General features: G+C 38.1%; 26 protein-coding genes. 9 read left to right on the top strand and 17 right to left on the bottom strand.

The annotated features are described in order from the left end of the window. Position 1: 1 nt before the first annotated feature. From carA to CYO92_RS04360, 15 genes are all read right to left on the bottom strand, one after another. Entirely contained in the window at positions 2–1,120 is a 1,119-nt protein-coding gene (gene carA / locus CYO92_RS04430; RefSeq protein WP_103588815.1) for a glutamine-hydrolyzing carbamoyl-phosphate synthase small subunit, read from the bottom strand. Next, positions 1,120–1,671, bottom strand: coding sequence for a DUF507 family protein (locus tag CYO92_RS04425; protein ID WP_103588814.1), 552 nt, complete (start codon positions 1,669–1,671; stop codon positions 1,120–1,122). Before CYO92_RS04425 ends, carA begins: the two co-directional genes overlap by 1 nt. A gap of 49 nt (positions 1,672–1,720) precedes the next feature. After that, the gene (locus CYO92_RS04420) at positions 1,721–2,161 is read right to left on the bottom strand and encodes an isoleucyl-tRNA synthetase (RefSeq protein WP_085657831.1); all 441 of its coding nucleotides are present in this window, start codon (positions 2,159–2,161) and stop codon (positions 1,721–1,723) included. A gap of 163 nt (positions 2,162–2,324) precedes the next feature. Further along, positions 2,325–5,585 (bottom strand): carbamoyl-phosphate synthase large subunit, encoded by a 3,261-nt coding sequence (gene carB, locus CYO92_RS04415; protein WP_103588813.1) that lies wholly within the window; start codon positions 5,583–5,585, stop codon positions 2,325–2,327. After that, the gene (gene mreC / locus CYO92_RS04410; RefSeq protein ID WP_084109149.1) at positions 5,585–6,340 is read right to left on the bottom strand and encodes a rod shape-determining protein MreC; all 756 of its coding nucleotides are present in this window, start codon (positions 6,338–6,340) and stop codon (positions 5,585–5,587) included. The genes carB and mreC overlap by 1 nt, the downstream gene beginning before the upstream one ends. Then, complete coding sequence (locus CYO92_RS04405) at positions 6,330–7,367, bottom strand: rod shape-determining protein (protein ID WP_087576553.1); 1,038 nt, start codon at positions 7,365–7,367, stop codon at positions 6,330–6,332. The genes mreC and CYO92_RS04405 overlap by 11 nt, the downstream gene beginning before the upstream one ends. 9 nt (positions 7,368–7,376) lie before the next feature. Next, positions 7,377–8,609: an ATP-dependent Clp protease ATP-binding subunit ClpX gene (clpX, locus tag CYO92_RS04400; protein WP_021090629.1), complete on the bottom strand. Its 1,233-nt coding sequence runs from the start codon at positions 8,607–8,609 to the stop codon at positions 7,377–7,379. Next, entirely contained in the window at positions 8,609–9,397 is a 789-nt protein-coding gene (gene lpxA / locus CYO92_RS04395; protein ID WP_084041622.1) for an acyl-ACP--UDP-N-acetylglucosamine O-acyltransferase, read from the bottom strand. The genes clpX and lpxA overlap by 1 nt, the downstream gene beginning before the upstream one ends. A gap of 20 nt (positions 9,398–9,417) precedes the next feature. Beyond that, positions 9,418–9,864 (bottom strand): 3-hydroxyacyl-ACP dehydratase FabZ, encoded by a 447-nt coding sequence (gene fabZ / locus CYO92_RS04390; protein WP_021091063.1) that lies wholly within the window; start codon positions 9,862–9,864, stop codon positions 9,418–9,420. A 149-nt stretch (positions 9,865–10,013) separates the two neighbouring features. After that, positions 10,014–11,087, bottom strand: coding sequence for an epoxyqueuosine reductase QueH (locus tag CYO92_RS04385; protein WP_103588812.1), 1,074 nt, complete (start codon positions 11,085–11,087; stop codon positions 10,014–10,016). A 27-nt stretch (positions 11,088–11,114) separates the two neighbouring features. Beyond that, positions 11,115–11,864: an ATP-binding cassette domain-containing protein gene (locus CYO92_RS04380; RefSeq protein WP_103588811.1), complete on the bottom strand. Its 750-nt coding sequence runs from the start codon at positions 11,862–11,864 to the stop codon at positions 11,115–11,117. Continuing rightward, positions 11,861–12,541 (bottom strand): ATP-binding cassette domain-containing protein, encoded by a 681-nt coding sequence (locus tag CYO92_RS04375; protein ID WP_103588810.1) that lies wholly within the window; start codon positions 12,539–12,541, stop codon positions 11,861–11,863. Before CYO92_RS04375 ends, CYO92_RS04380 begins: the two co-directional genes overlap by 4 nt. Beyond that, positions 12,538–13,338: an ABC transporter permease gene (locus CYO92_RS04370; RefSeq protein WP_103588809.1), complete on the bottom strand. Its 801-nt coding sequence runs from the start codon at positions 13,336–13,338 to the stop codon at positions 12,538–12,540. Before CYO92_RS04370 ends, CYO92_RS04375 begins: the two co-directional genes overlap by 4 nt. Next, complete coding sequence (locus tag CYO92_RS04365; protein ID WP_103588808.1) at positions 13,335–14,273, bottom strand: ABC transporter permease; 939 nt, start codon at positions 14,271–14,273, stop codon at positions 13,335–13,337. The genes CYO92_RS04370 and CYO92_RS04365 overlap by 4 nt, the downstream gene beginning before the upstream one ends. 12 nt (positions 14,274–14,285) lie before the next feature. After that, positions 14,286–15,818, bottom strand: a complete 1,533-nt coding sequence (locus CYO92_RS04360) for an ABC transporter substrate-binding protein (RefSeq protein ID WP_103588807.1) — start codon at positions 15,816–15,818, stop codon at positions 14,286–14,288. 171 nt (positions 15,819–15,989) lie between these two features. On the opposite strand from CYO92_RS04360, the gene CYO92_RS04355 reads away from it, so the two are divergent. After that, positions 15,990–19,298 carry a DUF748 domain-containing protein gene (locus CYO92_RS04355; protein WP_103588806.1) on the top strand — a complete coding sequence of 1,103 codons (3,309 nt, stop codon included), beginning with the start codon at positions 15,990–15,992 and terminating at the stop codon, positions 19,296–19,298. Here the strand turns inward: CYO92_RS04355 and CYO92_RS04350 are convergent. Further along, positions 19,295–19,699, bottom strand: coding sequence for a hypothetical protein (locus CYO92_RS04350; protein ID WP_103588805.1), 405 nt, complete (start codon positions 19,697–19,699; stop codon positions 19,295–19,297). The genes CYO92_RS04355 and CYO92_RS04350 overlap by 4 nt on opposite strands. A 115-nt stretch (positions 19,700–19,814) precedes the next feature. Between CYO92_RS04350 and CYO92_RS04345 the strand changes: the two genes are divergently transcribed. The 8 genes from CYO92_RS04345 to CYO92_RS04310 all read left to right on the top strand — a co-directional run bounded on the left by CYO92_RS04345 (position 19,815) and on the right by CYO92_RS04310 (position 25,126). Continuing rightward, the gene (locus CYO92_RS04345; protein ID WP_085657868.1) at positions 19,815–20,018 is read left to right on the top strand and encodes a tautomerase family protein; all 204 of its coding nucleotides are present in this window, start codon (positions 19,815–19,817) and stop codon (positions 20,016–20,018) included. After that, entirely contained in the window at positions 20,015–20,512 is a 498-nt protein-coding gene (bcp, locus tag CYO92_RS04340) for a thioredoxin-dependent thiol peroxidase (RefSeq protein WP_009295390.1), read from the top strand. Before CYO92_RS04345 ends, bcp begins: the two co-directional genes overlap by 4 nt. 9 nt (positions 20,513–20,521) lie before the next feature. Then, complete coding sequence (locus CYO92_RS04335) at positions 20,522–21,163, top strand: thiol:disulfide interchange protein DsbA/DsbL (RefSeq protein WP_103588804.1); 642 nt, start codon at positions 20,522–20,524, stop codon at positions 21,161–21,163. A gap of 104 nt (positions 21,164–21,267) precedes the next feature. Then, positions 21,268–22,182, top strand: coding sequence for a branched-chain amino acid transaminase (locus CYO92_RS04330; protein WP_021090882.1), 915 nt, complete (start codon positions 21,268–21,270; stop codon positions 22,180–22,182). A 17-nt stretch (positions 22,183–22,199) separates the two neighbouring features. Further along, complete coding sequence (locus CYO92_RS04325; protein WP_084041610.1) at positions 22,200–23,318, top strand: prohibitin family protein; 1,119 nt, start codon at positions 22,200–22,202, stop codon at positions 23,316–23,318. Between the two features lie 2 nt (positions 23,319–23,320). Continuing rightward, a complete protein-coding gene (hisIE, locus tag CYO92_RS04320) occupies positions 23,321–24,061 on the top strand; it encodes a bifunctional phosphoribosyl-AMP cyclohydrolase/phosphoribosyl-ATP diphosphatase HisIE (RefSeq protein ID WP_103588803.1) in 741 nt (246 codons plus the stop codon). Further along, complete coding sequence (locus CYO92_RS04315; RefSeq protein WP_103588802.1) at positions 24,045–24,575, top strand: DUF2393 family protein; 531 nt, start codon at positions 24,045–24,047, stop codon at positions 24,573–24,575. Before hisIE ends, CYO92_RS04315 begins: the two co-directional genes overlap by 17 nt. Further along, complete coding sequence (locus CYO92_RS04310; RefSeq protein WP_021090969.1) at positions 24,575–25,126, top strand: DUF2393 family protein; 552 nt, start codon at positions 24,575–24,577, stop codon at positions 25,124–25,126. The genes CYO92_RS04315 and CYO92_RS04310 overlap by 1 nt, the downstream gene beginning before the upstream one ends. A gap of 121 nt (positions 25,127–25,247) precedes the next feature. Here the strand turns inward: CYO92_RS04310 and CYO92_RS04305 are convergent, their stop codons facing one another. Beyond that, a complete protein-coding gene (locus tag CYO92_RS04305; RefSeq protein ID WP_180997989.1) occupies positions 25,248–25,889 on the bottom strand; it encodes a hypothetical protein in 642 nt (213 codons plus the stop codon). Positions 25,890–25,899 lie beyond the last annotated feature (10 nt).

The raw sequence follows: 25,899 nt of genomic DNA, 5'->3' as shown, positions 1-25,899 counted from the left end.
CTTATAAAATTTCTAAAAACTGCTTAAATATATATTTACTCTCACTTGGACCACCACTTGCTTCTGGGTGGTGCTGAACTGAAAAGATCGGATAGTCTTTGTATCTCACACCCTCAATTGTGTTGTCAAATAAATTTCTATGAGTCACAACCGCTATTTCAGCGATGCTCTCTGGCACGTTGTAGTTGTGATTTTGTGTTGTTATCTCAATTGCTTTTGTCTCTAAATTTAGCACTGGGTGATTTGCTCCGTGCTGACCAAATTTAAGCTTATATGTCTCGTACCCAAAGGCGTTTGAGAGTAACTGATGTCCAAGACAAATGCCAAATATAGGTATCTTAGCCTCAATCATCTTTTTGATCTCGCCTATTTCAGCCTTTAAATTTTTTGGCTCACCAGGACCATTTGATAAAAATACCCCATTTATCTCACCGTTTTTAAATTTTTCTATTAAAATTTCAGCCTTAGTGTCGTGTGGCACGACGATGACTTCAAGGCCAATTTCACATAGCTCGTTTAAGATATTTCTCTTTACACCAAAGTCAAAAACAGCTATTTTTTTGCCAATACTTTTTAGCGGCTTATATGACTTTAAATTTCTATCCCATGCACCTTTTTTGTGCTCATATTCATCCATTGCACTAACTGTTTTTACATAGTTTATATTTTCTATACGTCCGCTACTTTCAAGCCTACGTTTTAGCTCATCTTTGTCGCTTATCTGCGTTGAGATATAAGCCATCAAGGCACCCTCGTCACGCAGCATCTTTGTGAGGTATCTAGTATCAACGTCATAAACGCCAAATTTACCTTGCTCTTCGAAAAATTTTCCCAAAGATTTTTGTGAGCGGTAGTTTGACGGAGTCTCGTTGTAGCTTCTCATTATAACGCCACTTGCATGAATTCTAAGACTCTCCATATCGTCTTCGTTTATACCTACTATGCCTATTTCTGGCATCGTAAAGACGATAAACTGACCAGCATAGCTTGGATCGCTCATGATCTCTTCGTAGCCAGTCATCGAGGTATTAAAAACGAGCTCACCTGCACACTCGCCGTGAGCACCAAAAGCTTTTGCTTCTAAAAAAACACCATTTTCAATATAAATGTAAGCTTTCATCAAAGCATGCCTCTTTTTTTAAGCTCATCTTGATACAAACGCTCAAAGACAAGATCATATTCATCAGTTCCTGGGATTAGCTTATGTTTATAATTTTGCATCATTTCATAAACATCATCTTCTATCTTCTCATAGCTTTTTAAGTACTCGTCTATTGAGTTATAAATCACATTTTTTACGCGATTTTCAGATACATTATAGTCAACAAGACCACTCTTCCAAATAGTTTCAAGCACTTTGTGAGCGATATTGCTAAATCTATCTTCGTGGGTTAAGATTACATCAAATTCACCTGCAAGCTTCTTTTTAACGAGCCAAAACATGTTTTTACGGTCAATTTGCATAGTTTGCATTTCGTCTTCATTTTTCTCCAAAAGCTCATTTGCTCGCTCATCTAAAGCTCTTTCTTTTTGAATATCGACTGTTAAAATTTCACTTGTTTTTGCTACGATTGGCTCAATTCCTTTATTTAGTCTTACGAAACCACAATTTAGAAGATCTATTGCTATTTTATGTGAAATATACGGAACGTGTGGGAGTTTTAAACGCATTTTAAACCTTTAAATTTTTATGCCATTTTAACTAAATAAAGGTAAAACTTTACTTTGAAATTTTAACGACTTTATTATTATCGCTTCTTAAAAAATAAATTTCTCTTCGTCCATCATAAAGTATCTTTCCATCAGTCTTTTGCTCATTTTCTAAATTTGATGAGATATCTAAAGATAGCGATTTACTCATAAAATAATTCTCTCCTAAAGTGCGTCCAAAGTCAGGATACCAACTAAAAGCACAAACTATCAACAAAACTAAATAAAAGGCTCTAAAAATTTTTCTAAAAGGCGCGTAAAAAAAGCAATACCCAAATATAAAAAATACGGGCAAAAGCCATAAGAAAGGCACATTATCAACAAAAATAACATTAAAATACTCGCTTATGCCATAGTAAGAAAAGTAGTTGTTGTAAATTCCAACAAATAACGTAAAAATAGGAGCAAGGACAAATATAATACCCGTAAAAAAAGCATTTAAAATTTTCATAATCTCTCCTTTTGGTGAGATTATATTAAACATAAGCTTTAATATTACTAGATTGATGAAAGCTAGACTAAAATTCAAAGCAAAATGCTATATATGGACATCTATTACTTCTAATAATACTTTAAAAAACAGTTTAGCTATAAGCTAAACTGCCTTAAATTTATTATTTTTTAGATAAATACTCTTGCAAGCTTTTTACCTCAAGTGCTTTGCCAGTTTGAACTGCACTTAGCGACTTAGCAGCAGCAAGTGCTGCGCGGATCGTTGTAAAGTAAGGAATTTTAAATCTAAGCACGTTTTGACGGATCTTTTTACCATCATCCACGCTTGATTTTGTATCGCTTGTGTTAATAACAAGTGCGATATCGCCGTTTTTGAGCCTATCTTCGACGTTTGGCCTGCCTTCGCTTATCTTATAGACAAACTCAGCCTCAACGCCAGCTTCACTTAAAATTTTATGCGTACCGCCAGTTGCGATGATGCTAAAGCCAAGCGCTATTAGCTCTCTTGCAAGGTCTGGCGCGTAAGATTTATCAGCGTCAGCTAACGTTAAAAATACCCTGCCTTTGCTTGGCAAAGTATTGCTAGCAGCGATCTGGCTCTTTGCAAACGAGCTTGCAAAATCGTGGCTTATACCCATTACTTCACCCGTACTCTTCATCTCAGGACCAAGGATGAGATCGGCGCCACTTAGCTTATTAAACGGCAACACGCACTCTTTTACGCAAATGTGCGAGCTAACACGAGGTTTTAGGATGTCGCCATCTTCATAAACCACTTTGTAATCATCATAAAATTTAAGCGCTTCACGTAAATTTCCTTGCCACATAACTCTTGTCGCTACCTTTGCCATAGGCACGCCAGTAGCCTTGCTCACAAACGGCACAGTCCTACTCGCGCGAGGATTTACCTCGATCATATAAAGCTCGTTTTCATATATAGCAAACTGGATATTCATAAGGCCGACAACGCCTAAATTTAGAGCAATATCTCTGGTTTGCTTCTCCACTTTTTTTATCATTCCATCACTTAAACTCATCGGTGGCAGTATACAAGCTGAGTCGCCAGAGTGAATTCCAGCCTCCTCGATGTGCTCCATTATCGCACCGATATAGACCTCTTTGCCGTCACATATCGCGTCTACGTCGAGCTCTTTTGCATCTTGTAAAAATTTATCAAGTAGTACTGGCGAGTGGTTGCTAACTTTGACCGCTTCACTCATATACTCTTTTAGTTCGCTCTCATTATGCACCCTTCTCATCGCCCTACCGCCTAGAACGTAGCTTGGGCGAACAAGCACTGGATAGCCGATAGTTGCGGCCTTTTGCAAGGCTTCCTCTAAGCTAGTGGCGGTGTCATTTTTAGGTTGAAGGACGCCTATTTTATTTATAAATTCGCTAAATTTCTTTCTGTCTTCTGCCACATCGATCACTCTTGCGGTTGTTCCGATGATCTTGGCACCGATCACGCTTAAACGCTTTGCAAATTTAAGTGGAGTTTGGCCGCCAAAATGTACGATCACACCGTCTGGCTTTTCACGCTCGATGACTGATCTAACGTGCTCAAAATCGATCGGCTCAAAATACAAAATATCGCTCGTGTCGTAGTCGGTTGAGACGGTTTCTGGATTGCAGTTGTACATTATCGTTTTTATGCCAAGATCTCTTAGGGCGTAGCTTGCGTGCACGCAGCAGTAGTCAAACTCTATACCCTGGCCGATCCTGTTTGGACCGCCGCCTATTATCATCACCTTTTTAGCGTCTTTTGCTAGCTCTTTTTTAGGAATTTTAGTGATATTTGTGGTTGAGTAAAGATATGGGGTTAGCGCCTTAAACTCGCCCGCACAAGTATCAACCTCGTTGTATTCAAGCTCGATGCCAAGCTTTTGCCTAGCAAAATAGATATCATTTTGGCTAAGCTCAAGATCGTCTTTTTCATTTATAAGCACAGCTATCATCTTGTCTGAAAAGCCCATACTTTTGGCCTCTCGCAGTAGCTCTTCATTATTTAAGATATCCATATCGATCTTATCTTCAAATTTAACTATCTCATAAATTTGCTCCAAAAACCAAGGATCGATCTTACTAAACTCATGCACCTCAGCCACGCTAAAGCCATCTCTAAAGGCTTGCGCTAGATATAAAATTCTTCTCTCATTTGCATTTCTGATGCCATAAATCAAAGCGTTTTTCTCTAGGCTAAGGCTGTTAAATCCGCAAAGATCGCGCTCTAGACTGCAAAGCGCCTTTTGGATGCTCTCTTTAAATGTCCTACCAATCGCCATGACCTCGCCAACTGACTTCATCGCGGTGCCTAGATATGGGTTTGATCCTGGAAATTTCTCAAATGTAAAGCGAGGAATTTTTGTCACAATGTAGTCGATCACCGGCTCAAAGCTAGCAGGCGTGCCAGTTATGTCGTTTTTGATCTCATCTAGGCTAAAACCAACTGCGAGCAGTGTCGCGACCTTTGCGATCGGATAGCCAGTAGCCTTACTCGCTAGCGCTGAGCTTCGGCTAACGCGTGGATTCATCTCGATAACGATCATGCGGCCCGTTTTTGGATCTATGGCAAACTGCACATTGCTGCCGCCAGTATCAACGCCGATCTCACGAAGTATAGCAAAGCTTGCATCACGCATAGCCTGATACTCTTTATCTGTTAGCGTTAAAGCTGGTGCAACCGTGATACTATCGCCCGTATGCACGCCCATTGGGTCAAAATTTTCGATCGAGCAGACGATGATGCAGTTATCGTTTCTATCTCTGATAACCTCCATCTCGTACTCTTTCCAGCCAAGCAAGCTCTCTTCTATCAAAATTTCATGTATCGGGCTTGCGTCAAGGCCAGTGTTGGCTAGCTCTTTAAACTCGTCCATATTATAAGCCACGCCACTTCCTGCACCACCAAGCGTATAGCTAGCTCTTATGATGAGCGGAAAGCCTATCTCATTTGCCGCATTTAGCGCGTCGTCCATGTTATAAGCATATCTACTCTCAGGCAAGTCCATGCCGATCTTTTGCATGGTCGCTTTAAAAATTTGTCTATCTTCACCCTTTTTTATCGCTTCTGGGTTTGCACCAAGAAATTTTACGTCCTTTAAAAGTCCGCTCTCAAAGACCTCCATAGCGGCATTTAGTGCTACTTGACCACCCATCGTTGGCAAGATGGCATCAATATTTTCTTTTTCGATGATCTTTAAAATGCTCTCTTTTGTGATCGGCTCTATATACGTTGCATCGGCAAAATTTGGGTCAGTCATGATGGTGGCTGGGTTTGAGTTGATAAGCACTACGCGGTATCCAAGCTCTTTTAGCGTCTTGGCTGCTTGCGTGCCTGAGTAGTCAAATTCGCAGGCTTGACCGATGACGATAGGGCCTGAGCCGATTAGCAAAATGGTATTTATATCTGTTCTTTTTGGCATTATTTTTCCTTTGTTACAACGTATAGGTAGTTTGGTATGTTTAGCTTCGCATAGGGCTCAACTATCACGCTTTGATAGGAGCTCTCTTTTAAAATTTTACTCACGCGCCCTACTGGCACCCCACTAAAAAATATCCCATCAAGTCCGCTCGTAAAAACCTCATCGCCCTCTTTTGGGCTGAGCCATTGTGGGATAAATTTCACCATTATTTGGCCTTGATTTCCATGCGCGACGCCTGGAATTTTGTCATTTCCTATGTAAACCGCAAATATACTTTTTGGGTCATTTTGCAAGTAAGCTAGTGGCTTGCCATCTTTTGCGATGACGATACCAGCGCTATTTCCTTGATAGATGAGCCCGTAAATTTTATTTGGATCGTATCCTTCAAACTCGCTTATCCAAATTTTATTATAATCCCCAATATGCACGTAGCTAAGCCCTTTTACTAGCTTTACAGCTGGGGCATAGGCAGTTGAGTTTTTATCTTTTAAAATTTGATTTAGCTCGTTCGCAAAAGTAGAAAGAAGCGTGGCTGAGCGCTCTAGCTCTTCATTTTGCGCTCTTAGTTTTTCTATCTCGCTAGCCTGCCTAAAATATTCGTTTATATAGTCTTTCACGCTTTTAGCAAAATTGTCGTATGAATTTGTAGCATAGTTACTAAACCCGATAGAAAGATTACTTAAAATTTCTCCCTTAAAAACTGAGGCCGTAGCAAGCAATGCTATAAAAACAAAAAGAACAATCTTACTCTTCATTTGTCAGCTGTTGTAAAAGCCCAATCTCTTCAAGTGCCTTGCCAGTTCCTCTAGCAACCGCGAGAAGTGGCTCATCTGCTACAAAAACTGGAAGTTTAACGATATCAGATAAAAATTTATCAAGTCCTCTAATGAGCGCTCCACCACCAGTTAGTACGATACCAGTCTCCACGATATCGCCCGCAAGATCAGGCGGCATCATCTCAAGCACGGTTTTAAGCGCATCTGCGATCTCTTTTAGTGGTTCTCTCATCGCCTCTCTTACATCTTCGCTTGTTAGCTCAACCCTACTTAAAAGACCACTCACTTGGTCGCGTCCTTTTACCACTACGCTTATCTCTTTTTCAAGCTGCACGGCAGAACCTACAGCAATCTTTATCTCCTCGCCAGTTCGCTCACCTATTAGTAGGTTATATTTCTCTTTTATGTAATTAACAATGCTAATATCAATCTTATCGCCAGCTGTGCGGATTGATTTTGAAATAACTAGGCCACCAAGTGAGACAACACCTATCTCAGTCGTACCGCCACCGATATCAACTACTAGATTGCCTTGTGGCTCACGAACTGGTAAATTTGCGCCAATCGCTGCTGCCATAGGCTCTTCGATCAAAAATACTTCTCTTGCTCCAGCACTTAAGGCGCTTTCTCTAACAGCTTTTCTTTCGACCTGAGTAAGTCCATAAGGAACTGAGATGATGATCCTTGGGCGTAAAAAGCTTTTTCTTTTGTGAGTCTTTTCTATAAAATAGCGTATCATACGCTCAGTCATATCAAAATCCGCAATAACGCCATCTCTCATCGGCCTTATCGCCTCGATATCGCCTGGAGTTTTTCCTACCATCTCTTTTGCAGCATGTCCGACCGCTAAAATTTTTTGTTTGCCATATTTCTCACGCCTTACTGCAACAACAGAAGGTTCATTTATTATTATGCCTTTATCCTTTACCAAAACAAGTGTATTTGCCGTACCGAGATCTATACCCATATCACTTGAGAAAAAACCTATAACCTGATCTAAAAACATCTATTTCCTTTACGCTATTTTCTTATCGTGCTTTATTAAAATTGGCTTTGCCTTATCTTTTACAGTCTCTTTTGAGATAACAATATCATACTCTTTTAACTCTGGTAGCTCATACATTATGTCTGTCATAAGCTCTTCCATTATACTTCTAAGCCCTCTAGCTCCGGTCTTTCTCTCAATAGCTAGACTTGCTATCTCTTCAAGTGCCTCATCATCAAATTTAAGCGTAGCGCCGTCAATCGCACAAAGCTTTTGATATTGTTTTAATATCGCATTTTTTGGCTCGGTTAAAATTTTAACCATATCTTCTTTTGTTATCTCATTCAAAGTAGCTACTACGTGAAGTCTACCAATAAGCTCTGGAATGAGGCCATATCTTACTAGATCGTCTGGCTCAAGTAGGCTTAGTAAATTTTCTTTTTCATTTTTGCCACGTTTTTCTTGGTTAAATCCAAGTACGTTTTTACCAACCCTTCTCTCGATAATATCAAGAAGTCCGTCAAATGCACCACCGCAAACAAACAAGATATTTGTCGTATCTATCTGAATGAAGTCTTGGTTTGGATGTTTTCTGCCGCCTTTTGGTGGGATATTTACAACGCTTCCTTCGATGATCTTTAAAAGTGCTTGTTGTACGCCTTCGCCTGAAACGTCTCTTGTGATGCTTCTATTTTCACTCATTCTAGCGATCTTATCGATCTCATCTACAAAGACAATGCCTTGCTCCGCCTTTTTCACGTCACCATTTGCAGCTTGTAAAAGCCTAGTAAGGATATTTTCAACATCTTCTCCAACATATCCAGCTTCAGTTAGACTCGTAGCATCACAAATAGCGATAGGCACGTCAAGAAATCTCGCCAAAGTCTGAGCCATTAACGTCTTGCCGCTTCCAGTTGGGCCAACAAGTAAGATGTTTGATTTTGAAATTTCAGTATCGTCTTTAATGTCGCTTTGTTTAAAAATTCTCTTATAGTGGTTATATACGCCGACACTAAAGACCTTTTTAGCCCTGTCTTGACCGATCACGTAGTTATCAAGTACCGCTTTTAACTCCTTTGGTGTGAGCTTTTGATACTCTATCGTTTCGTCATTTTTACTCTCTTCTACGCTAGTATCTCCATGTATCATATCGTATGCAGCAGCGATACAATACTCGCATATATAGGCGTTCCCTTCGATATCAGCGAGTAATCTTCTCTCAGCAGACTCAGCCTCGCCACAAAAATTACACTTTCTAGCCATTAATCTCTTCCTTTTGCAAGCGGAATTCCTCTTGTCGTTTCTAATATAAATTTACACATTTTTTTAACATTTTCATCGCTGGTTTTTGCGATTAGTTCGTTTGCTTGATCTTTTAGGCTAATGCCTTGATTAAACAAAAATTTATAAGCGCGAACAAGCTCTTCAACCTGCTCTTTGTCAAATCTACGCCTAATGCCGACTAAATTTAAGCTTCTTATATAAGCTCTGTTGCCCTCAGCTAGGCAAAATGGCACTACATCTTGGCTAAGCGCGCTTGCACCTGCAATCATGCAGCTTTCCCCTACTCTAACAAACTGATGAATTGGCGTAAGACCGCCCACAACAGCATAATCACCAAGCTCGACGTGACCTGCCAGGGTTGCGTTATTTGCCAAAATGACGTTACTGCCTATTATGCAGTCGTGTGCAATGTGAGAATATGCCATTATAAAAGCATTATCACCGATCCTTGTTATACCATCGCCTTTGTGCGTGCCTGAGTTTATCGTGCAAAACTCACGTATAGTTGCGTGCTCGCCGATAATGACGCCGGTATCAATCTCATCTTTATAGCTGATATCTTGCGGGATATCGCCCACGATCGCATAGCTAAATACACGAGAGTTATCGCCGATTTTAGTCTTGCCAAGCACCCTTGCGCCTTGCTTTATCGTGACGTTGTTGCCAAGGACCGCATCTTTACTTACAAATGCATAAGCCTCGATATTTGCGTCATCTCCAATGATCGCTCCATCTTCTATAACGGCTGTTTGGTGGATATTTTTCATTGTCTCTCTTTTTTTAAAGCCTATTTATCTACTATCATCGCTTTTAGTTCAGCCTCGGCGCAAAGTGCGTCATCTACATATGCCTTGCCTTCAAGCACCCAAATATTTCCCTTATGCTTTAGCACATTTAGTCTATACTCTAGTCTATCTCCAGGGCGAACAGGATGGCGAAATTTTGCTCCGTCTATGCTCATAAAATAAACCACTTTATTCTCGATACCAGCCTGATGCTCGTCGCTCATACTCTTAAACGCTAGCACGCCACCAGCTTGTGCCATGCCTTCAATGATCATCACGCCAGGATAGATCGGGTGACCTGGGAAGTGCCCCTGAAATATCGGCTCACCAATGGTTACATTTTTATAAGCGACGATATTCTTAGCTGGCTCTAGCTCGACAACTCTATCGATAAGCAAAAATGGAAATCTATGTGGGAGAATTTTTTGAATTTCTACGACGTCTATCACGTTTTAGCCTTAGTAATGTAAATTTGTGGCGATTGTAACAAATTTATACTAAGAAAAAAATTATTAGCCTCTTTTAAAAATCTCTAAATTTCGCCTTATGTGGCAAAATTTAATTCACTGCTTTAAGATAAATTTTATAAACTCGCCTTTTAGTCTAAAACCAAAATTTCTTCGCTGTCGTTGTAAAAAACAGCCTTTGCGTAAATTTCGTAGCTGCCCTTTTTGACTTCGTCTAAGATAATTATAGGACTTTGCGAAAACTCCCCGCATATCTGCCTACGAAATTTCATCTCAGCGCCAAGCTCAAGCGGCCTTTTGCAAAGCTCATCAACGCTTTTAAATTTGCTATTTGTAAATTTATTAAAGCGCTCTATGCTCATAAATATCGCGCCCTCTTTTAGCTCATCATCGATCTCGCAGTCGCGCTCCACATTTAGCTTTAAATTCTCTCTTTTAAAGCCAGAGTAGAGCACAAAGTAGCTTGACACCACAACTCCATCAAATTTAACACTAGCGCGCAAAAGCCTGTAGTTTAAAAATCGCCTTCTAAAAAGGTGAAATTTCTCCCCCTTTGCCTCGCAAAGGCGCACCTTTTTGTAAAGCTCAAGTCTAGCCTCAATGCTGCCATAAAGCGCTCTTGCGTGTAGCTCGCTCATTAGCTCACTTTGGGGCAAATTTTGCGAGTCGCGCTGTTTTTTTAGCGCAAAGACGCAGCCGCAGTAGTTTTGGTGATAGAGCTTGTCTTTTTTAGCGAGGATAAACTGCTCGCTTGTGCCGCCATTTTTTCTATAATCAACTGCGACTGCCTCTAAATTTGAGCCAGCCACCGCCTCATCAAGCGCCTTTTTAAGCTGAGAAAAGTCCTTTTTTGGGCTCATCAAAAGTGTCGTCGTGATCTTACCAAATCCTAGCTCAAGTGCCTTTTTAGCGGAGTCTTTCATACGAAAATCAAAGCAGTATTCGCACCTTTTGCCCTTTTCTGGCTCGTTTTCAAGTCCTTTTGTGCCACCAAGCCACGCTTCGTAGTCATACTCGCCGCATAAAAGCTTGATGCCAAGCTTCTCACAGCTTCGTTTCACGTCCTCAAAACGCAGTAAAAATTCGCTATATGGATGTATGTTTGGATCATAAAAATAGCCTACTATTCGTTCATTTGGGAAGTCTTTTCGTAGGCGCTGTAAAAAGTAGTGGCTATCGACCGAGCAGCAGATGTGAACTAGCAAAATTTAACCTTTTTTGCTCGCATTATATCAAAGATTATTTTTATAAATTTTTGCAGCATCGAGGTATTTTTTAAGGACATTTTGGTTTGTGAGATCTTCAAATTTACCCCACGCCACCTGCTTGCCAGCCTCGATTATTAGCACCTTTTGCGCTATCTTCATCGCACTTAGGATATCGTGCGTGATAAAGATAATGCTGATCTTTTCATCTAAGCTTAAAAGCAAATTTATGATCTTTTGCTTTGTCTCGTTATCAAGTCCGCTTGTTATCTCGTCACAGATTAAGATTTTTGGCTTTGAAAGAAGTGCTAGCAGTATCCCGACCCTTGTCGCCTCACCGCCACTTAGTTGAGAGGGGAATTTTTCTAAAATTTCATCTTTTAAATTTAAATTTGCCAAAAGCTCTTTAAGCTCATTTTCGCTAAAACTAAGCTTAAGATATGACCTCACGTGAGCGATCGCGGTTTTTACTTTTAGCGCTGGATTTAGGGCTTGTTTTTGGTTTTGCAAGATATATCTGATATCTTTTTTAAGCTCATTTTTGTCCGTGATCTCTTTATCGTTTATATAAATTTTGCCCCCACTTTTTGGCTCACTAAATGATATAAGCTTTGCAAGCGTGCTTTTGCCACTGCCGCTTTGCCCCAAAATGGCTAAATTTTCGCCATCATCAAGCTCGTAATTTATCCCCTCTAAAAGGTGCAGCACTTCAGCTCTAGCGTTAAAATGCTCCTTAAAGTTTAAACTTTTTGAGACGTTTTCAAGCCTTATTTTCACGCATTTTCCTTTAAATTTAGCCGCCCATCTCTCATCTGCCAAATTTCATCACTAAGATAGCTTGTCAGCGCCTCATCGTGCGAGATAAAGATGACGCTCATCTTGCCCTTTAAACTCTCCAAGATACCCGCCACATGACTAGCGCTAATGCTATCAAGCCCGCTTGTTATCTCATCACAGACTAAAATTTTTGGCTTCAGGCAAAGTGCTAGAGCGATCTGCACACGGCTCGCCTCGCCACCACTTAGTTCGTATGAGTATTTGTGCCAGATGAGATTTGCATTACCCAGCCCAAACTCCCTAAAATAAGCAAATGCAAGCTCTTTATTTGTTTTATTATCGCCGCCAAGATAGGCGTTGAAGTGATCACCCACGTTTAAGAGCGGATGAAGGCTGGCAACGGAGTTTTGAAAAACGAGCGCAGCGACCTTTTTTCGGTACTCTTTTAGATCATTTTGGCTAAGTTTTAAGATATCTTTTTTGTAAATGCTAAATTTATCCGCCCTCACTCTAAAATCATCATCAAAAAGCCTTATTAAGCTCTTTGCAAAGAGCGATTTGCCGCTGCCACTAGCACCTGTGATACCTATAAATTTACCCTCACTCATGCCAAAATCAAGCTCACGCAAAAGCTTTTTGTTCTTATAAAAAACGTTTAAATTTTTAATCTCTATCATATTTTTATATTGCCATTTTTTGAATTTGACGTGATGATCGAGGTTGCGAGGATGAGCAAAAAGAGCGTCACGCCAGGGAAAAGTACCATCCACCAAGAGCCAAGAAAAAGCGCCTCTTTGCTCTCATTTAACATGATGCCAAGGCTTATTTTATTTGCGTCGCTACCCACGCCAAAAAAACCAAGCGTTGCCTCCATGACGACCGCGTTTATCGCGTTTATGCCAAAGATACTAATTATTAAATGCTTTAAATTTGGCAAAATTTCAAAGCAGATAAGGCTAAATTTACTAGCTCCGTTTATCACAGCTTGCTCGGCGTAGTCGCACTTTTTACTAAGTCTTAAATTTTGCATAAAGACTTTTGCGCCTTGCATAAAGGAGCAAATGGCGATGATAAAAGAGGTTATGAGCAGATCTCCGCTACTAAATGAGCTAAAAAGCATGATAAAAACGATGTTTGGTATGCTTAAAAAAGCATCAAGCCCCTTGTCAAAAAGGCTCTCGCAAATCCTGCTCTTGCTTGTGCCAAAGTATGCGTAGATGAGCGAGAAAAGCGTCGTTAAAAAGCCAGCTAAAAGCAAGATAAGAAGCGAGTTTTTAAGCGCGTAGGCCACTCTTATGAGATTATCCCTACCAAGGATATCAGTGCCAAAGATATGCTCGCTACTTGGGGCTAAATTTACCGCCATAAAGTCAGTGAAATTTGGCTCAAATTTAGAAAAAAATGGCGTCACAAAGGCAAATGCGACAAGAGCTAAAAAGACAAAATAGGCTAAGAAAAATATGACTTTTCTCATAAATTTCTCTTATCTGCCAAGATAGCAAAAATTTTAGCTAGCAAATTTGCAAAAACGACAAAAACAGCTGTTAGTAAAATGGTCACAAGTGCGACTGGATAGTCTTTGGCGATCACCGCATCAAGGCCAAGCTTGCCTATGCCTGGAAATGAAAAAATGCTCTCAATGACGTATGAGCCAGCAAAAACGCCAGCCACAAGTGTGGCGAAATAATAGACTATATCGGTGCTTGCGTGCTTTATGGCAAAGAGATAAATTTTGCCACGCCCCAAACCTCTAGCGTGAGCCGTCTGGATAAAATCAGCGTTTAGGCTTTGATTTAGCCTGTCTCTTACAAATTTCACGTTTGCGCCAAGGTGTGGCAAGATGATGGCAAGCGTTGGTAAGATGATAAATTTCACCCCAACGCCGCTAGATCCTAGCTCGTTTGCCCCAGAGCTTGGCAGCACATTTAGATAGACGCTAAAGATCGCTATTAGCACAAGAGCGATGTAAAAATGAGGCAAGGAAGCTAGCAAAAATGAGCTAAAGTTTATAAAGATATCGGCAAATTTGTTTTTATAAATGGCGCTTAAAAGCCCCAAGAAAAATGATAAAAAAACTATCAAAAAAAACGAAGCAAAAAATAAAATAAGCGAGTTTAAAAGCCTCTCTTTAATGAGTAAAAAAACGCTTGCTCCACTTACAAAGCTAGTGCCAAAGTCCCCCGTCACAAAGTGAGCTAGCCACCTAAAATACTGCACAAAAAAGCCATCTTTTAGCCCCAAATTTTCTAAAATTTGCTCTTTTATGGCAACGCTTAGCGCTTCGCTTCGCAAAAACATCGCGTCAGTGACATTGCCTGGCAAAAAGTATATGAGCAAAAATAGAAAAAATGAGATAAAAAACAGCAATCCAAGGCTTGAGATCGCTGTTTTTAAAATGGTTCTAAACAAAGTTTTTATCCACTATTTTACTTGCCACTCTCTTATGTTCCATAAAAATCCAGCTCCATGGTGGCCTAAAATTTGCGTCTTTATGCCTGAAATTTTGTTGTTAAAGACGAGCGGATAGTCAAGATAGGCTATGAAAATATAAGGTGGATTTTCAAAAAGCGCTTTTAGAAATTCTTTGTAGTATTTTTTTCTAAGCTCCACGTCCTTTGTATATCTTGCATTTTTTAGGGCAAGGTCGACGTTTGCGTCCTTGTAGTGGTTAAAATTCCAGCCATTTTCATTCACACTCACATCGGCAAATCCACCAAAAATTCTATACGTGTGAAAGTCTGGATCAAAAGGGCTTCCCCAGCCAATAATAAAGCTATCAACCTCGCTTATACTAAAGGCTGTTCTTGGCTTAGCGTAGGCTTTTGCTCTCACGCCAAATTTATTTAGCTCACTGCTTAAAATTTTGGCTAGATTGACCCTTAATATGTCGTTATTAAAGGCGTAGATATCAAAGCCAAGCTCCTTGCCGTCCTTTTCAAAAAAGCCAGCCTTGTTTTTCTTAAAGCCACTCTTTTCAAGCAGCTCCCTAGCCTTTTGCGGATCGTAGCTAAATTTAAACTCGCTGTCGTTTGCAAAGCTTTTTTCTATCGGATTGTTCGCTACGCTTGCATATCCGTGAAATAGTTTTTTAACTATCTCGTCTTTATTTACCGCGTAGTTTAGGGCGATTCTTACATTTTTATCTTGAAAAAGAGGATCATTAAAGTTAAACATCAAAGCTCTATAGTCCGCACTTTTAAACTTAAGTAGGCTAAGCTTTTTATCATCTTTTATGAAATTTACGGCAGTTGGAGAGATGAGCGCGACGTCTATCTCACCACTTTTTAGCCCTACAAGTCTTAAATTTTCATCACCAACAATTTTAAAAAATACCCTTTTTATCTTTGGCTCACCTTTGTAAAATTTATCATTTGCCACAAACTCCAAACTCTCATCTTTTTTCCATTTTACAAGCTTGTATGCGCCAGTGCCAATAGGTGCGTCATTAAATTTATCAGTCGCGATATCTTTGCCCTTTAAAATGTGCTCAGGCAAAACGCCAAAGCTAAGCGCGTCAAGAAATGGCGGAAAAGGCTCATTAAGCGTGATCTTTACTTTGTAATCGTCTAAAATTTCAACGCTTTTTACCACCTCGTAGTTTGAGATAGTAGGCGCGTTTAGCTTCTTATTTTGAGCCGCTTCGATAGTAAATTTCACATCTTTTGCGCCAAATTTTACCCCATCATGCCAAAAAGCATCATCTCTTAGCTCAAAAATATACTCCAACCCGTCATCACTCACCTGCCAAGACTTCGCAAGCTCAGGCACGACGTGGCTATTTTCATCGTGGCTAGTAAGTCCAGAAAAAACTAGCGAAAGCGTAGGATCATGATCCTCATCGTAAAGTGGATTTATACGAGGTGTTTGCTCCTCAATAGCTATTACAACGGTATTTTCATTTGCATAAGAAAGAGTGCCAAACAACAAAAAAAAGACAAGCAAAATTTTCTTCATCACAATCCCCTTTGTTTAAAAATATTTCTGCATAGTAATACGAATCATATAAAAGTATTATTAAGCTAAATGTAAATTTATAGTATAGAAGTTTTAAATTTCTAACTATCTTTTAACCTTTTTTGAAGTAAAATCTCTCCTATTTTAGATAATAGCAAGGCAAATTTTACAATGAATAAAAATAAAAAAATAGCCCTAATTTCAGGTATAAGTTTAGTTTCACTTTTGCTTATTTACACGCTTCTTGGCTTTTTTGGTGTTCCTTATGCTATCAAAAATATTGCTCCAAAGCATCTAAAAGACTACAATGCAACGCTTTTTGTGGAAAGTGCTAAATTTAATCCTTTTACCTTCGAGCTAAATGCGACAAACGCTGAGCTAAACAGCACTTCGCCACTTTTTAGCACAAAGCAAATCGACGTCAAGCTAAAACCATTTTCTATCTTTAAAAAATTAATTGAAGTTGATATTTTTAGGCTTCAAGAGCCAAATGTCAAAATTTTAAGGGATAAAAATTCAAAATTTAACTTTAGCAATTTTATAAGCGACGATAACGCAACTACCGAAGATAACAGCACTAGCTCTATAAATTTTGCCTTAAATAACGCAAAAATCATCAAAGGCTCATTTTCATATAGCGATCAAAATTTAACAAATCCATTTAACGTAAATTTTGATGATATAAACTACGAGCTAAGCTCGCTAAATACTAAGAAAAATAGTGCAGGCAGCCATATTTTTGACTCAAACTCGACTCTAGCTCACAAGATCGATCTAAATGGCGATATCAAGCTAAATCCCCTAAAAATCGAGGGCAATATCAGCATAAAGAACTTTAGTATCGATCCAGTGGCGATTAGCTTTATCGATAACGACACACTAAATCTTAAAAATGCGGTCATAAATTTAGGAATAAATTACGCTTTAATTGCCGACGAGAACGCTACAAATATAAATTTAAAGGATAGCTTTTTAAATATAAAATCACTAAACATAGATGAGGGCAAAAACGAACTAAGCCTTGGTGAGCTAGAGCTTCCAAAATTTGATCTATCAAGTAAAATAGCAGACAAGATAGATGCTAAATTAGAGTTAAATGCCATAAATTTAAGCGATGTGTCATTTAAAAATGCAATAACAGCAAGCTTAAAATCGCTAAATTTAAACGATATTTCGCTTTTAGCAAATTTAAATGAAAAAAGTGAGCTAAATGCGACAACTGCACTAAATAGCATAAATGCAAATGCCCTAAAAATAGATGAAACCAGTAAAAATTTAGTAAATCTAAAAGATATAAATGCCTCAAATTTAAATGCAAATTTAGCAAATAACAAAACAGCTCTAACGCTTGAAAAAATAGCGTTTGAAGGTATCAATGCCCCGCTTAGTAAAAATGCGAATGCAAATGTGGCAGGGACTAAAATCTCAAACATTAGCTTCACTCAAGATACCAATAAAAGCCTTGCAACTCTTGATGAGCTTAGTATAAATGGCATAAATTTAAAGGCAAAAAATAAAGAAATTTTAGATATCGCTGATGTACTGACAAAAACGATCAAATTTGATATTTTAAATATGGCTTTGAATGCCGAGAATATCGATATAAATAGACCAAAATTTAACTCGGAGTTAAATGACGGTGGCTTAAGTGCGATAAACCAGCTTGGACTTGGTGAGCATGGGCCAGTAAAAACAGCCAATCATCACACTAAAACCAAAAAGGAGAATACATCAGCTTCAAAAAGCAAAGAGAGTGAGTTTAAATTTGATATAAAAAATATCAATGTAAATAACGCCAATATCGCTTTGACACACCTTTTTGAAGGCGAGAAGATCGCTCATAAATTTGATAATTTATTTGTAAAAATAGCAAATTTAAGTAGCGATTTTAGTAAGCCATTTGACGCAAAAGTGGATATGAAAAGCTCGCAAAAGCTAAATTTAGACCTAACCTCAAAGATCAAACTTGAACCAATTAATATAACTGCTAAAATCAAACTTGAAGATAAAAATTTGCCAAAATATTTTGCCTACGCAAAGCCATTTTTAGTGGCAGATCTTTCAAGTGGAGAGATGAGCGCAGATGCCCAGCTTCACTATGCAAAAGATATAAAAGCAGATGCAAAACTTAGTGTAAAAGATATTAGATTAGATGATAAAAATAAAGAAAAGCTAATCGCGTTTAAAAGTTTAGATGTAGATAAAATTTCACTTTTTAAAAATAATCTTGAAATTACTGGAGTTGCTTTAAATTCGCCATTTATCAAGGCTCATCTAAGTAAAGAACGTGAATTTAACCTAAACAAAATCGTAAAAGAAGATAAAAGCAAAGCCCAAAGTGAGCAAAAAACTGAGAGCAAAAAGGTAGCTAATAAAAAAGACGACGAGCTAAATTTTAGTATCAAAAATTTCTCACTTAACAACGGCGAGGTTGATTTTTCAGATGCGTCACTATTTATGCCATTTGCTACAAAAATTTCAAATCTAAACGGCAAGCTAACTGACATCGATAAAAAACGTCCAAGTTCGGGCGAGTTTAAAGGCACAGTTGGCAAAAATGGCTTTTCTCAGATTACAGCAAAATTATTTCCTTTTGAGCTAAAGCAAAATACCGACATTAAGCTTGATTTTAAAGACATCGATCTAATCGACATAACACCATATAGCGGGCAATTTTTGGGCTATAAAATAAAAAAAGGTAAGTTAAATTTAAATCTAAATTATAGCGTTGTTGATTCAAAACTAAACGGCTCAAATCTTATAAATTTTGACACACTCACACTTGGAGAAAAGGTTGATTCAAAAGATGCTGTAAATTTGCCACTTTCGCTTGCTATATCGATATTAAGCGATCAAAATAATCAAATAAATATCGACCTTCCAGTTGAAGGAAATTTAGACGATCCTGACTTTAAATATGGCGGTGTCATTTGGGCTGCTATTAAAAAGCTCTTTGCTGATATCACATTAGCTCCATTTAGATTTTTGGGTAATGCTCTAGGGCTTGGCGGCAAGGACCTTAGCTCTATTGATTTTCTTGCTGGAAGTAGCGAGCTAATAAGCTCAGAAGCACCAAAAATAGCTGATTTTATAAAATTAACTACTGCAAAGCCTATGATGAAACTTAGCATCACACCTACTTACTCTGAAATAGATGTGCTCTACTTTAAAGAAAAAAAGCTTGATCAAAAGATAAATCAAATAATCGCCTCAAGTGGCAAAGATTATATTACCGTGCTAAATTCTCTCGTTCCAAACGCTAAAGATAAAAGCGATAAAGCCTTAAGAGAAGAGGCAATAAAAGCTATCGAAGTGGATAAGGAAAAGCTAGTTGAGCTTGCAAATGAGCGTGCAAATGCAGTAAAAGAAGCACTCATAAAGGCTAGGCTTGAGACTGGCCGCATAAATGTAAACGATGCAACAAGTTCAGAGCCTAAACAAAACACTTACACAAGTGTGCTTATGGGAGTGGCGAACTAAATTTCATTTACTTCGCTGCTTCTTGCGTTATAAACAAACCAGCTAAGAAGCATAAGCATCATGAATGCGCCAAAAACTAGGCTTGCGTAAAAATATAAGCTAAAGCCTTCGCCTAGCAAATTTGCATTGTGAAGAGCGATCATAACGCCAGCAAGTGAAATTAAATACCCAATTAGCTTGATGATAAAAATTTTTGGATTTACAAGGATGAGTAAAAGCCCGCAAAGCATGACACTAAGGGCTATTTGTAAATTTAAAATGTCAGCTTGAGCACTTGAGCCAAATGTCAAAAAACCAAGCAAAAATATGACTAAAAACATCAAAACAGCATAAACTGCCCTGCTTCGTCCAAAGCCGTACATAAAGCAAACAAAGCCTTTGTTATGTTTGTTGTAGTCCATTTTTCGCTCCTATGTAACAAGTTTTTGTATTTTAATGCCAAATTCTTAAATAAAGGCTTTAATCTGAAATTTCACTCATTTTGGCTAATATTTTACATCTTAAAAAGGAGCAACAATGCCTTATGTTAATATCAAAATAGCAGGCCCAGAGCCGACAAAAGAGCAAAAAGATCAAGTTTTTAAAGAGGTGACTGAGACGCTTGTAAGAGTGCTTGGCAAGAAAAAAGAGGCGGTTATGATTTTCATAGAAACTCACGATGCTAGCAACATCGGCGTAGGTGGCGAAAGCGTAGAAGATAAGAGAAAGGTGATAAAATGAGCGAATTTAGCAAAGCAGATATTGAACGAAAAATAACACTTGAAGTTGGCGATAAAGCACCAGAGTTTGAAGCGCTAAATCAAGACGGTGTAAAGGTCGCACTAAAGGACTTTATAGGCAAAAACGTGGTGCTTTACTTCTACCCAAAGGACAACACTCCTGGCTGCACGACTGAGGCTTGCGAATTTAGCGCAAACTACGATCAGTTTATCAAAAATGACACCGTTATTATCGGCGTTAGCCCAGATAGTGTGAAGTCTCACGTTGGCTTTATCGCAAAGCAAAATTTAAAGCACATTCTATTAAGCGATGAGGATAAAGAAATTTCAAAGCTTTATGGTGTTTGGCAAGTTAAGAAAAACTACGGCAAAGAGTATCTTGGCATCGCAAGAAGCACATTTGTGATCGGCAAAGACGGCAAGATAGTTAAAATTTACAAAAGCGTAAAAGCCAAAGACCACGCCGCAAAAGTGCTAGCTGATCTTGTAAAATAAGGAGCAAAGATGAAGCTTATAAAAATACTAATTTTAAGTGCGTTTTTTGCGCTAAATTTATCAGCACTAACTGAAGGTGTGGAGTATCAAACTCTAGCAAAACCGCTTAATGTGTCTAAAAACTCGGTAGTTAAGGTCTTTAGCTACGACTGCCCACACTGCTATAAATTTGACCGGACTATCACAAAAAAGCTGATGTCAAAGCTTGAAGATGTGAAATTTATCCCATATCATCTAAGCACAAAAGGCAAGCTTGGCGAGACCGCAAGTAAAATTTTTGCCGCTCTTATATCGATAGATGAGGCAAATGGCACTGATCTACTAAGCGATGAGTCAAAATTTAAGCAAGCAAAATTTGCGATCTATAAAGCAAGACATGATGAAAAAGATGATTTTAGTGATGGCAAAGACAAAGAGAAATTTATAAATTTAGCCCTTAAAGCAGCTCACGTGAGCAAGGACGACTACGAAAAAGCACTAAATAGCGAAAGAGCAAAAGAACTTTTAGATGCGTGGTTTGCCTCTTATGATGTGGCAAGTATCAGCGGTGTGCCAGCTTTTGTAGTAAGTGGCAAATACTTAATAAACTTAAGCGCAGCTTCATCAATCGATGAGATGGCAAAGATCATACAAGAGCTTTTAGATAAGTAGTTTTGGCGGGTAATATCTGCAAATTTTGGTCTTAGAAATGTAAATTTAAAGCAATTTTAGATAAACTCAGACCAAAATTTCTAAGAAAAAAGAAAGGTTTAACAATGAATGCTTCAGAATTTATCTGGATGGATGGAAAATTAGTTAAATGGGACGATGCAAAAGTACACGTTCTAACTCACTCTTTGCACTACGCTAATGCCGTATTTGAAGGCACAAGAGCTTATAAAACAAAAAAAGGTCTAGCTATTTTTAGACTCCAAGATCACACAAAAAGGCTTTTAAGATCAGCAAAAATGACCGTTTTAAATGTACCTTACACCGAGGAAGAGCTTGAAAAAGCACAAATAGAGCTTCTTCGCGCAAACAAATATGACGGCAACGTCTATATCCGCCCACTTATATTTTTAGGATACGGCGTAATGGGTGTAGCTCACACAAAAGCACCAGTTCAAACTGCTATCGCTTCATGGGAATGGGGTGCTTATCTTGGCGATGAAGGCCTAGAAAAAGGCATTAGAGTTAAAATTTCAAGCTTTGCCAAACTTGCACCTGCTGCCCAAATGAATAGAGCAAAAGCTAGCTCAAACTACCTAAGCTCACAAATGGCAAACTACGAGGCAAAAGAGGCTGGATACGACGAGGCGCTACTTCTTGATAGCGAGGGCTTTGTGGCTGAAGGTCCAGGCGAGTGCTTCTTTATCGTTGAAAATGGCGTTTTAATCACTCCACCAAACGACAACAGCCTACTTAGCATCACTCAAGATACAGTCATAAGACTTGCTCATGATCTTGACATCGAAGTAAGAAGAGAACGCATCACAAGAGATCAGGCTTACACAGCTGACGAGGCATTTTTCACAGGCACTGCAGCTGAAGTAACACCGATAAATAGCATAGATAACCGCATCATTGGTAATGGCGCTAGAGGTGAAGTGACAAAGAGACTACAAAAAGCTTATTTCGACGTGGTTTATGGTCTAAATAAAAAATATGAATCATTTTTAACATATATTTAAAAATTTAAAGGAATGAAATGCCCGCTGATTTAAACGATTATTTCAATAAAAAAAAGCCAGGTAATGACAACAGAGGCCCAGGTCAAAATAGCGACAAAGAGCCACCTTTCAAAAAGGACTTTAAAATGCCAAATCTACCAAGTGGGTTTGGTAAATTTGGAGCACTTGCCTACATTGTAATTGCGATTATTGCTATTTTTGCTATCACTCAGCCATTTAAAGTGATTCACTCAGGTGAAGTTGGCATCAAGTCTACAGCAGGTAAATACGAGCCAAATCCTTTGCAACCAGGCTTTCACTTCTTTTTACCTTTTATCCAAGATATCATAATCGTGGACACTAGAGTTAGGATCATAAACTATACTTCTGGCGAGGATATGGGCGAATCAATGCAAAAATCATATCAAGGCGTTGGTGCTGGAATTTTACGTAAAAATTCTATTTCAGTGCTTGATGCTAGAAATTTACCAGTTAGCATTGATATTACTGTGCAATACCGTTTAAATCCAGAAAATGCCCCTCAAACTATTGCCTCTTGGGGTCTTAGCTGGGAGAGCAAGATAGTTGACCCTGTCGTTCGTGACGTAGTTCGCAGTATCGCTGGTAAATATACAGCAGAAGAGCTTCCAACAAAGAGAAACGATCTAGCAAGACAAATCGATGATGGTATAAGAAAAGATATCGACTCTCAGCCAAATAAGCCAGTTGAGCTTTTAACAGTGCAACTTCGTGAGATCATCTTGCCTTCAAAGGTAAAAGAGCAAATAGAACGTGTTCAGATCGCAAAACAAGAAGCTGAAAGAACAAAATACGAAGTAGAAAGAGCAAATCAAGAAGCCTTAAAACAAGCCGCACTTGCTGAAGGTACAGCTAAAGCTGCGATCATTGAAGCAAAAGGCAAGGCTGATGCCATTAAAATCGAGGCTGACGCAACCGCGTATGCAAACAAAGAGGTTGCAAAAAGTGTCGATCAAAATCTACTAAATTTAAAGCAGATCGAGACGCAAAACAAATTTAACGAGGCTCTAAAAGAAAACAAAGATGCTAAAATTTTCTTAACACCTGGTGGAGCTGTGCCAAACATCTGGCTAGATGCAAAAGATAAAGCAAGAGCTAGCTCAGTAAGCGAGAGATAAAAATGAATAGCGTAACAAAAAGTATAGACTGGCAAAAAGTTGGTGGATTGCTTCCAGTAGTGGTTTGCGATCATGCCACAAATGAAGTTTTAATGCTTGCTTACATGAACGAAGAAGCATTAAATTTAAGTCTATCTAGCCGTTACGCTCACTACTTTTCACGCACTAAAAATAGAATTTGGAAAAAAGGTGAAGAAAGTGGCAACACTCAGGAGATAAAGGCTGCTTTTTTAGACTGCGACAACGATACTTTGCTTTTAAAGGTGATTCAAAACGGAGGTGCAGCTTGTCACACTGGAGCAAGGTCGTGTTTTTTTAATGAAATAAATTTGCATGACGGTAAAATTTTAGATACAAAAACTGAAGTCAAAAAAATAAATTATGGTGTGCTTGACGAGCTTTACCATGTGATAGAAGATAGAAAGCTAAATGCCAACCCTGAAACTTCATATGTGTCAAGTCTTTTTAAAAAAGGTGAAAATCAAATTTTAAAGAAAGTTGGCGAAGAGGCTGGCGAATTTATAATGGCTGCAAAGGATCTTAGTTTCGCGGAAAACTCAAAGCAAGATGAGCAAAAAGCAAAAAATGATCTGATCTACGAAGCAGCCGATCTTTGCTTTCATGCACTTGTAGCACTTTCAGCCCATAATATCCATCTAGATGCTGTAAAAAACGAACTTGCAAGACGTTTTGGTATGAGCGGCATTGAAGAGAAAAGATCGCGAGATGTTAAACAGCATTAAGCACAACTTGCTTTTTGTATTGCAAAATGCAAAGCTCATTGATTTTCTAACCTATGGCTGGATATTTTTAGCTTTTATACTAATCGTACTTTTAGGAATTTTTATCGCGATAAAATCGTGGTGGCAGATAGGATTTTTATTTATTTTGGCTGCTTTTTTCGGACTTTTTGTAGGTAATTACTACGCAAACAAATATATAAATGAAAATTTAAGGCCAGTTAGTATAAGCAAAATAACCACCAAGCAGCTTCAATATGTTGATGCGCTAATGGTTGATTTTAATATTACAAATAATTCAAATAATATACTTAATATCTGTAAAATCGAGCTTGACTTCTATCTAAGCTCAAGGCAAAATACGAAAGACTTTTTTAACTCACTTAATCCATTTGCTAGAAAAAGAATCATCTTAAACGAGGAATTTTTGCCAAAGCAAAGCATTGAGATTAAAGAATTTGTCAATGATTTCGCATTTATAGATTACAATATCTCTAAAAAAGTGGAGTGTTTTTGATGAGCTCAGCATATTTTACGATAGTTCATATTATCGTTCTTTTTGCGATTGCTCTACTTTCTATTTTGTTTCTTGTTCTTTCACTTAGAGCTGAGCGAAAGTTATTTTTATCACTATTTTTTACAAACATTTTGGTCTCAACTACACTTGCTGTTTTTTTGATGCTAGTGCTTGACAAATATACAAAAAAAGGCATGCTTGAAAATGTAAAAAGTGAGCGAATTTTGCGAAATGAAAGTATTGTTTTTAAGGGGCAAGTAAGAAACATCGGTAAATTTACAATTAGCAACTGCACGCTGACAGTCAAACTAATCAACCAACCGCTAAATAAAAATGACCTTGGTGGGGAAGCATTTTTTAAGCCAAGTGGGCTTTCATTTTTCTCATGGGTTCTTGGCACAGATAAGGACGAGAGGCCAAATACAGTTGAATATAAATTTGATGTAGCCAAAAATTTACCAAAGCAAAAAAGCACACCATTTACCGTATATATGCCATATCCGCCTTATTTTAAAAATGGCATGAATATCACAAAACTAAATTGCTACTAAGTCAAATTTAAAGCAAATTTTTACAAATTTCATAGGATAAAACGCTAAGTCTTAGTTTGATTTTAGAGTAAATTTTATCTTTTTAGCATCTGCAATAAACACGATTTTTTAAGATAAAGATTTAAAAAGTACAAAGTATGTCAAGTAGCCTGCCCAATTTTTGTAGATCATTTAAGAAAAGTTGCTTTGTCTTTTGTGTAAATTCTTTTGCTTCTTGTAGGATTTTAGTCTCGGCTATATTATAAACAAACTCTTTTTTTAGGATCTTTGCACCTTTTTTATAAAAGAAATTTGCCTCTATTAAGCTTGCAAAAAAGCTATCATCTCTTAAATAGTAGTTTGTTACTACACTTACATGCACTGGTTTTTGTAACAAAAAATCACCACAAACACTATTTTGTGAGCTAAATTTAACACTCTCAAGCACATCAGGCCTTATCTCATAAAATTTTATCTCATTAGCTTTTTTTAAAGCCAGAATATCACTTGATTTATTTAAATTTATAGAGCTATTATTTACCTCAAGTACGTTTATGGTGCCCTTTGCAAGCGAATAAGCATTTAAAATTTTATCTTCTGCTAAAAGATTTACTATACCAAAAAATGGCACACTAGCATTTTGTTCTATAAAATTTTGAACAGTTTTTATTTGCAGCTGCTGTTTTGTGCCATTTATCTCATAGTAGCTTACGTAAATAGAAATTTCGTCTTTTTTGCTTGGATTCTTTTGTGAGCAACCACTAAAAAATATTGCAACAAGCAAAAAAATGGCT

This window comes from Campylobacter concisus, assembly GCF_002913715.1.
Classification (GTDB): Bacteria; Campylobacterota; Campylobacteria; order Campylobacterales; family Campylobacteraceae; genus Campylobacter_A; species Campylobacter_A concisus_AG.
This window is presented reverse-complemented; position numbering and strand designations above follow the sequence as displayed.